Source organism: Pseudomonas rhodesiae (genome assembly GCF_007858255.1).
Lineage (GTDB): Bacteria > Pseudomonadota > Gammaproteobacteria > Pseudomonadales > Pseudomonadaceae > Aquipseudomonas > Aquipseudomonas rhodesiae.
This window is the reverse complement of record NZ_VFEU01000007.1, coordinates 316,952-325,406: the sequence shown is the minus strand read 5'-3', so window position 1 is coordinate 325,406 and position 8,455 is coordinate 316,952. Positions and strand designations below refer to the sequence as shown.

The 8,455-nt window shown below is 56.9% G+C and carries 9 protein-coding genes; 5 read left to right on the top strand and 4 right to left on the bottom strand.

Going from position 1 to position 8,455, the window contains the following annotated elements; all coding sequences use genetic code 11:
• Positions 1 to 576: 576 nt before the first annotated feature.
• Positions 577 to 1,464 carry a threonine/homoserine exporter RhtA gene (gene rhtA, locus FIV35_RS13925; RefSeq protein ID WP_034137666.1) on the top strand — a complete coding sequence of 296 codons (888 nt, stop codon included), beginning with the start codon at positions 577 to 579 and terminating at the stop codon, positions 1,462 to 1,464.
• A 164-nt stretch (positions 1,465 to 1,628) separates the two neighbouring features.
• On the top strand, positions 1,629 to 1,910 hold the full coding sequence (locus FIV35_RS13920) for a hypothetical protein (protein WP_034096797.1): 282 nt from the start codon (positions 1,629 to 1,631) through the stop codon (positions 1,908 to 1,910).
• A 58-nt stretch (positions 1,911 to 1,968) separates the two neighbouring features.
• Here the strand turns inward: FIV35_RS13920 and FIV35_RS13915 are convergent, their stop codons facing one another.
• The 3 genes from FIV35_RS13915 to FIV35_RS13905 all read right to left on the bottom strand — a co-directional run bounded on the left by FIV35_RS13915 (position 1,969) and on the right by FIV35_RS13905 (position 5,491).
• Positions 1,969 to 3,777, bottom strand: coding sequence for an aminopeptidase P family protein (locus FIV35_RS13915; RefSeq protein ID WP_083377889.1), 1,809 nt, complete (start codon positions 3,775 to 3,777; stop codon positions 1,969 to 1,971).
• A 49-nt stretch (positions 3,778 to 3,826) separates the two neighbouring features.
• Positions 3,827 to 4,987 (bottom strand): cysteine desulfurase family protein, encoded by a 1,161-nt coding sequence (locus FIV35_RS13910; protein WP_034137656.1) that lies wholly within the window; start codon positions 4,985 to 4,987, stop codon positions 3,827 to 3,829.
• 234 nt (positions 4,988 to 5,221) lie between these two features.
• Positions 5,222 to 5,491 (bottom strand): hypothetical protein, encoded by a 270-nt coding sequence (locus tag FIV35_RS13905; RefSeq protein ID WP_034137655.1) that lies wholly within the window; start codon positions 5,489 to 5,491, stop codon positions 5,222 to 5,224.
• Positions 5,492 to 5,762: 271 nt separating this feature from the next.
• On the opposite strand from FIV35_RS13905, the gene FIV35_RS13900 reads away from it, so the two are divergent.
• On the top strand, positions 5,763 to 6,866 hold the full coding sequence (locus tag FIV35_RS13900; protein WP_034137654.1) for a sigma-54 interaction domain-containing protein: 1,104 nt from the start codon (positions 5,763 to 5,765) through the stop codon (positions 6,864 to 6,866).
• Here the strand turns inward: FIV35_RS13900 and FIV35_RS13895 are convergent.
• Positions 6,855 to 7,220 carry an antibiotic biosynthesis monooxygenase family protein gene (locus tag FIV35_RS13895; protein ID WP_034137653.1) on the bottom strand — a complete coding sequence of 122 codons (366 nt, stop codon included), beginning with the start codon at positions 7,218 to 7,220 and terminating at the stop codon, positions 6,855 to 6,857. The genes FIV35_RS13900 and FIV35_RS13895 overlap by 12 nt on opposite strands.
• A gap of 99 nt (positions 7,221 to 7,319) precedes the next feature.
• Between FIV35_RS13895 and soxR the strand changes: the two genes are divergently transcribed.
• Together soxR and FIV35_RS13885 are read left to right on the top strand one after the other, a co-directional pair.
• Positions 7,320 to 7,760, top strand: coding sequence for a redox-sensitive transcriptional activator SoxR (gene soxR / locus FIV35_RS13890; protein ID WP_034096748.1), 441 nt, complete (start codon positions 7,320 to 7,322; stop codon positions 7,758 to 7,760).
• A 101-nt stretch (positions 7,761 to 7,861) separates the two neighbouring features.
• Positions 7,862 to 8,323, top strand: a complete 462-nt coding sequence (locus FIV35_RS13885; RefSeq protein ID WP_034137652.1) for a VOC family protein — start codon at positions 7,862 to 7,864, stop codon at positions 8,321 to 8,323.
• Positions 8,324 to 8,455 lie beyond the last annotated feature (132 nt).

The following is an 8,455-nucleotide window of genomic DNA, read 5'->3' as shown; positions in this document are numbered from 1 at the left end:
ACAAGCACCCACACGAATTGCTTGATTCAGTTGTTAAAGAGCGGTTGGTTAAGATCTTTCGTCTCAACCGAGGCGCGCATTCTACAGCAGCCTCATTTGCTGTCAAGTGATTATTTTCAGAAGTTTTCGAAGATTTCTTCAACAACTTCAACCACTTGCGCTTCCGATCTCTCGTTAGCGGGAGGCGAATTCTACAGCGTTACACGCTGCTGTCAACACCTCTTTTTCTCCGCTTTCGACCGAGAAGATCGAAACGTTAATAGAGCCAAACAACACTGCTCTACCAACTCCTTCTGGGCTTCGATGAACTGAAGCGACCCACTGTCGAATCTCGCGTAACTCTTTGTTTACCAAGGAGTTTTCCGTTTCGACTGCGCCGGAAGTGGGGCGAATTATAGACTTCTGGAATCTGCCGTCAAGCGTTAATTTGCGTTTTCTATTAACCCCCATGAAAGAAGCCAAAAACACTCTATGTAGATAAGCGCCTCACTATTGTTGAGCAATATATTGCTCATCCGTATCTACTTGAGCATCATACCGTCCTCGCCTATCCAATATGATCTCGGACGACAACAAATGACCTCCTCTCCCCGCAGCCTGGCATCAACACTGTTTCCGGTCGGCCTGCTCTTGATTGCCATGGCATCCATCCAATCCGGCGCATCGCTCGCTAAGAGCATGTTCCAGGTCGTCGGGGCACAAGGTACTACTGCTTTGCGCTTGATTTTCGCCAGCGTGATCATGCTGGTTCTGTTACGTCCGTGGCGCGCCAGGCTGACTGCAAAGTCTCTGCGTACAGTGGTCGTCTACGGCATGGCACTGGGCGGCATGAATTTTCTCTTCTATATGTCATTACGCAGTGTCCCTTTGGGTATTGCCGTAGCACTCGAATTCACAGGGCCGCTGGCCGTAGCTATCTATGCCTCCCGGCGAGCGGTTGATTTTCTGTGGATTGCCTTGGCGATCGTCGGCCTACTCCTTTTGATTCCGATGGGAGAAGCCAGCAATGGCATCGACTTGTTGGGAGGTGCCTATGCGCTGGGTGCCGGTATCTGTTGGGCGCTTTACATAGTGTTCGGGCAGAAGGCTGGGAACGATAACGGCGTGCAAACCGCGGCCCTGGGCGTGATGATCGCTGCATTGTTCGTGGCACCTATCGGCATCGTTCATGCGGGAACGGCATTGCTGACACCCGCCTTGATTCCGGTCGCCATCGGTGTGGCTATCCTCTCTACCGCGCTGCCCTACACTCTTGAGATGGTTGCACTCACACGTCTGCCGGCCCGTACTTTCGGCACGCTCATGAGCATCGAACCTGCATTCGGTGCACTCTCTGGTTTGTTGTTCCTACAAGAACACCTCTCCATCCCCCAATGGCTGGCCATAACCTGCATTATCCTGGCTTCGGTAGGTGCAACACTGACGATGCGCAATGAGTCCAAGCCGTTGGTTCCGGCGGATTGATGCATCGTTGAACGTAGCTCTGGTATTTGCCGCTCATTTAAGCCATGTTTAGCCCTCAACGAATGTCACTCATGGAGTTTTTCGACAAGGACAGCGCGAACGCCAAGCTCGGCAGCGAGCACAGCCTGCTTCAACTCTTACGAGGCGGCTTTTTAAGGATAGGAATGAGAAGAATATTGATACTGTTGATGGTCGTGGCGATTGCAGGCTGTGCCGCGACCACAAAAACAGAAGTAAAACGGGGCAAGAAAGGGCTGCATATCAACTGTTCCGGCCTGTCCTCCTCTTGGGAGCAGTGCTACACCAGCGCAACAAATTCATGCGGCACTAAGGGCTATCGGGTGATCGCGAAGTCCGGTGACAATTCCGAAGAACCTGGCGATTACCCCTTCGGCCTCAACCCGGCGGGTTACACCAGCCGGAGCATGATTGTCATTTGTAAGTAGCCGACTTTCAAAACGTGGGTCGATTTTATAGCCGCCCACGCTTTGAGAACCACAACCTTTAAATGGCCGACGTGCGTACCAGCAACCACTCAAGACCAGCGCCACTGAGCAATGGACTCAAACGTTCACGCACCTGTTCGTGATAGGCATTGAGCCACTCGCGCTCATCCGTTGTCAGCAGCGAAGGCTCCAGACAACGGGTATCGATGGGACAGAGGGTCAACGTTTCGAATTTGAGAAACTCGCCAAACTCGGTCTTGCCGGCCTCACGGTTCAACACCAGGTTTTCGATGCGCACCCCCCAACGACCAGGCCGGTAGGTAGCCGGCTCGATAGAGGTGATCATCCCCGGCTGCATCGCTGTTTGCGGCGCGGTAGCCGCCTGATAGGCAATCACTTGCGGGCCCTCATGCACATTGAGGAAATAACCTACGCCGTGCCCCGTGCCATGACCATAATCCACGCCTTCGGCCCAGATAGGAGCGCGGGCAATGGCATCCAACAGCGGTGACAGGATCCCTTTGGGGAAGTGCGCGCGCGACAGTGCGATCACACCCTTAAGAACACGAGTGCAGTCACGTTTCTGCTCGTCGCTTGGCGTGCCGATAGGCACCATGCGCGTAATATCCGTGGTGCCGCCCAAGTACTGACCGCCAGAGTCAATCAACAGCAAGCCGTCGCCCTCGATAACCGCATGCTCTTCTTCAGTGGCGTGGTAGTGGGGCATCGCGCCATTGGCGTTGAATGCCGCGATAGTGTTGAAGCTCAGCGAAACATAATCGGGACGACGGGCACGAGCTGCCGTCAGGTGTTCGTCGATCGTCAGTTCAGTGACGCGCTCGCGCCCAAGCGCGCCGTCCAGCCAAGCGAAGAATTCGCACAACGCGGCGCCATCCTGTTCCATCGCGCGACGGATATGTTCGGCGTCCGCCAGACTTTTGCGGGATTTGGCCAGCGTCGTCGGGTTTAGCCCCTCAATCAGCTTGACGCCGGCATCCAGGTTTTCCAGCAAACCGGCCGTCACGCGCGCGGGATCAACTTGCAGGCTGGCACCCGACGGCACCGCACGCAGCGCCTGCGTTACCTCGCTGTAGTCGCGTAATGTCACACCGTCCTGCTGCAGCACCGCACGCAACTCAGCATCGACTTTAGTCAACGCCACGAACAATGTGGCCTGCTGCTGGCTGATCAGCGCAAAGGACACAAACACCGGATTGAACGACACATCACCGCCGCGCAGGTTAAACAACCAGGCGATGTCATCCAGGGTGGCGATAAAATGCCAATCAGCACCCTTCTCTTTCAGACTGGCGCGCAATGCGGCGAGTTTCTCGCCACGGCCAAGGGTCGCTTGGGGCGGCAGGTGCTGATAGATCGGTTGATCGGGTAAATTCGGCCGGTCTTTCCAAACCTCATTGAGCAAATCGATATCCGTGCGCAACCGTGCGCCGCGCTCTGCGAGCTTGGCGCTCAAGGTTCGCGCCGAAGCAACCGCCATCACCGCACCGTCCACTGCCACTACACCCCCTTCGGGTGTTTGCTCGGCCAGCCACTCCAATGGCCCAGGCTGACCTGGCTGCAGCTTGACCAGCTCGATACCACTGCCTTTAAGTTCCTTGGTGGCTTGCTCCCAGTAACGGCTGTCAGCCCATACACCGGCGAAATCCGCCGTAACGATCAACGTTCCCACTGACCCATGAAAACCAGACAGCCACTGGCGCCCCTGCCAGTAACCCGGCAGGTATTCGGATAGATGCGGGTCGGCCGACGGCACCAGCAAGGCATCGATCCCCTCGCGGCTCATCAGTTCACGGGTATGCGCCAGGCGCTGGGGAACCGTTCCATGGGTCAAAGGCTGCATGCTCATTGTGTCTCCTGCTAACCACAAATAATTGTTATGCGTTGCGAATAAATATTCAGATGGCCCAGAAGGCCGGCGCACTGGCGAGTGCGGCCTTGATCAACTGTGCCGCCCGATCGATGTCCTGCTCAGAGGTAAACCGTCCCAGGCTCAAGCGAATCGTGCGACCGGCGCTACGGGCATCATGTCCCAATGCAAGAAGCACATGAGAAGGCGTATTACTGGCCGAGTTACACGCCGAAGTCGCGGAAAACGCAATGTCCGCACTCAGCGCAGCCGAATTGAATTCACCTTCGCCAAACGTAAGGCTCAGAGTATGGGGAATACGTTGGGTTGGGCTGCCATTGAGGCGCATCCCAGGAACACTGTCCAACTGATCCAACAAGCGTTGACGCAAGGCCGCGATCTTAACCTGTTCTTCGGCGAACGATTCGGCGGCCAGGGCAAACGCCATCCCCATGCCGGCAATCTGATGGGTTGCCAGGGTGCCGGAACGCAAGCCGCCTTCATGCCCACCGCCGTGGATCTGCGCCAATACCTTCTGCTGCGCACGTGGGCCGACGTACAACGCGCCGATGCCCTTGGGCCCATACAACTTGTGCGCGGAAAACGACATCAGATCCACTGGCCACTGTGCCAGGTCAATCGCCACCTTGCCTGCCCCCTGCGCCGCGTCAACATGCAGCAATGCGCCATGCTTGCGCACGCGCGCGCCGATGGTGGGGATGTCATTGAGGGTGCCCAGTTCGTTATTCACCAGCATCAGCGACACCAGGAAGGTGTCTTCACGCAGCGCCTCACTGACCGCATCGGCGCTGATCAACCCGCCGGCGTCCGGTACCAAGTAAGTCACGGCCACGCCGGACTCCTGCAATTGCCGCGCGGTATCCAGAGTGGCCTTGTGCTCAATCTGGCTGGTGATGATATGCCCACCGGCCACTCCCCGCGCCTGGGTCACGCCCTTGATCGCCAGGTTGTTGGATTCCGTAGCGCCGGAGGTCCAGACGATCTGTTCGGGCCGTGCGCCGACCAACGCGGCGACCTGCTCGCGCGCCTGCTCCACTGTCTGCCTGGCGGCTTGGCCGAAGGCATGGGAGCTGGACGCAGGGTTACCGAAATTGGCATTAAAGCCCAGGCATTCGACCATCACCTGGATGACCCGCTCATCCACCGGCGTGGTGGCGGCGTAGTCGAAATACAACGGACGTTTCGTCATAACGTTCAAACACTCGCAGAGCAGGTTCCCGAGAACAGCGTCTCAGGGGCATCGACCAGAACAAGAGGTCGTCAGGTTTACCCAATCGGATGCCATTGAAAAAGGACCACGTTATTTAAATGTGCGTAGGAACGCTCCTGAAATTGAGCTTAACAGGCTCGGGCGGCGCCAAGGCAAACAAAAAGCCCGAGGTCCTTAAAGGAAACCTCGGGCTTTTTGCTACTGGACGCAGGCTCAACTGGGACGACCGTGCAGCGTGACGCTACGCTCGGCGTTCATTTCACCCTGGCGATCGAAGCCGAACGGTTGCTGTGGCTGCCCCATCAAAGCGGCGCGCTGGCGTTGGTACTCATCAAAGGACAGCCCGCGACGACTGAGGGTTTCCAGCGCCAACTGCTTGGTTTCTTCCGCCGTGTAGGGACGCAATTCGGGCGAAGGATGGCTCGCACAACCGCCCAACACAGAGGCTACAAGTAATAAAGAAACAGCGAGAAATCGGTTCATGGCGACGGTCCTGTTGGTGGGCTCAAGGCAATGAACACAGGCTACTCCCGCCAATTCACAGTGAAAAATCACCGTCTTCGATAGTTGCTATCAACCGCTCAGGCACCTTCGATAGCTACATCGTCTAATATTCTATTTTGATCTATCAATATGGAAATTGATTAATTTACGGAATAACAACAACCCTCTATAACAAGCCACAACATGTGCCCGCGCTCCCACCATCGACGACATAAACCAGTCCTGACGCGCACTGACAAGAGAGGTATCCATGCAGCTTCTGACCTTGCCCTCCTCCCCAGCCCTGGCGACCTCTATCCGCGCCACGGCCCAGGTTTTCGAGGACCCGAAGTCTCAGGCCCTGCTCGCCCATATCCATCAAGTAGCGCCCAGCGAAGCCAGCGTGCTGATTATCGGTGAAACCGGTACTGGCAAGGAGCTGGTGGCGCGCCACATCCATAACCTCAGCGCACGGCGTCACCGACCGTTCGTGGCAGTGAACTGCGGGGCGTTCTCTGAATCACTGGTGGAAGCCGAATTGTTCGGGCATGAAAAAGGCGCCTTCACCGGCGCCCTCACTGCCAAGGCCGGCTGGTTTGAGGAGGCCGATGGCGGCACGCTGTTTCTGGATGAAATCGGCGATTTGCCCATGGCGATCCAGGTCAAATTGTTGCGGGTGCTGCAGGAGCGAGAAGTGGTGCGCCTCGGTTCGCGTAAGAGCATTCCGATTGATGTGCGCGTAGTGGCTGCTACTAATGTTCAGTTAGAGAAAGCCATCAACGCCGGACATTTCCGCGAGGACCTCTATTACCGCCTGGATGTAGTCAGCCTTGAACTCAGCCCGCTTCGCGAGCGGCCCGGCGATATCCTGCCGTTGGTGCGCCACTTTATCCAAACCTACAGCCAGCGCCTGGGCTACGGGTCGGTCACTATCAACCACGAGGCGCAGCTCAAGCTGAAAAGTTACAGCTGGCCGGGCAATATCCGCGAGCTGGAAAACGTTATCCATCACACCCTGCTGATCTGCCGAAATGGCTTGATCGAGCGCGAGGATTTGCGCCTGTCGAATCTGCGCATCGAACGCCAGGACGACTCCGCGCACGCGCTCGACAACAGCGCCGAAGCCCTGCTGGAGCGCGCATTCCAGAAGCTGTTCGAAGAACAGGCCGGTGCCCTGCATGAAAAGGTTGAAGACGCCCTGCTGCGCGCCGCCTACCGATTCAGCCATTACAACCAGGTACACACCGCCAACCTGCTGGGCCTGAGCCGGAATGTGGCCCGCAGCCGCCTGATCAAAATAGGTGAATTGGCGGTGAATAAACGTCGGCCAGGGGAAACCCTTCAAGGTGGGCGGATGCTGCACCTATCCGTTTAGACGACAGTGCAAAGCGTTATCGGGGCCACGTTCGAAACTCTGCAACACTTGGAAAGAACCAAAGGTCACCGCAGTGGCGCGATGGGTGCGAATCAGCATCCAGAAGTCCTCATCGCCCTGCTCGAAACGCTGGAACGCCGCCTCGCCCTCCTCACGCGATTGCCATTGCAGGTAATTAAGCACGCGTCGCCCGTCAGCACTGATCTGGACGCTGGCGCTCAGAAAACCCTCCTGGCTCTGGGCCAGGCGCTCACTCTGGGTAGACAAGGCCGCCACCAGTGCCAATTGTTGCGGGGGCTCGACGTGGAATTCGATCAGTTGAGTGAAGCTGCGACTTTTCTCTATTACCTGCATGGACTGTCTCCTTTCTATGTAGGCAGAATCTTGCGATTAGATGCCACGCAGGGTAAAACCTCGAGTTAAGTCAAGGTCAAGCACTGATTCGGAGTTTTCATGCTCAATAAAGAACTGACCGTCGGCCAATTGGCCGCGCGCAGCGGTGTGGCCGTCACAGCCCTGCACTTTTACGAAACCAAAGGGCTTATCAAAAGTCATCGCAACGCCGGCAATCAACGGCGCTACCCGCGGGACGTATTGCGTCGCGTGGTGGTGATCAAAATCGCGCAACGCCTGGGGATTCCGTTGGCGACGATCGGCGAGGCGTTGCAGGCCTTGCCAGATGGCCGTACTCCTACGGCGCAGGATTGGGAGCGCTTGTCGGCGCAATGGCGCGAAGACTTGGATGAGCGCATCCATAAACTGCAATTGCTGCGCGACAAGCTCAACGGCTGCATTGGGTGCGGATGCCTGTCATTGGAGGCGTGCCCGTTACGCAATCAGGGCGATCAGCTCGGCGAGCGCGGGCCAGGCGCGCACTTGCTCGAACCCGATTGACTGTCCTGGTCCACATCGCCGCCTCCCTGATTGGCGTGACCTATAGTGAAGTGGTCGGTAAACACCGGCGTCTTCCAACCCACCTGATCAAGGAGAGCGATATGAGCGTCAAACCTATCCCGGAAGGCTATCACCGCATCACGCCGTATCTGGGAATCAAAGAAGCCGCTGAGGCCATCGAGTTTTACAAGACAGCCTTCGGCGCCCAGCAAATCATGCGCTTGGACATGCCCGACGGCAGGGTCGGTCACGCCGAGCTGCGCATCGGCGATTCGGCATTCATGCTGGGCTCGCCCTGCGAAGAAAGCGCTCTACACAGCCCAAACAACGGTCATACCAGTGTTGGCCTGCATTTATATGTAGAGGATGTCGATGCGCAGTATCAAAAAGCCATCGACGCCGGCGCTAAAATCATCTCCAGACCAAGCGACCAATTCTACGGCGATCGTTCCGGCACACTGCGAGATCCTTTCGGCCATGTGTGGTTCGTAGCGACGCAAAAAGAGTCTTTGTCCGAAGATCAAATTAAAAAGCGCGCGAAGGCGTTGTTCCAGCAAAGCTGAGACCCTCGAGCTGTGTAGCACCAGGCTTGCTCGCCATGGAAGCCCGTTCGGCCATAGACGTCGCAGACCTGACTAGAGCAAGCCCCTCCCCCCATTTGTTGGGCGATATCAAGCAAGCGAAAAGGCACGACT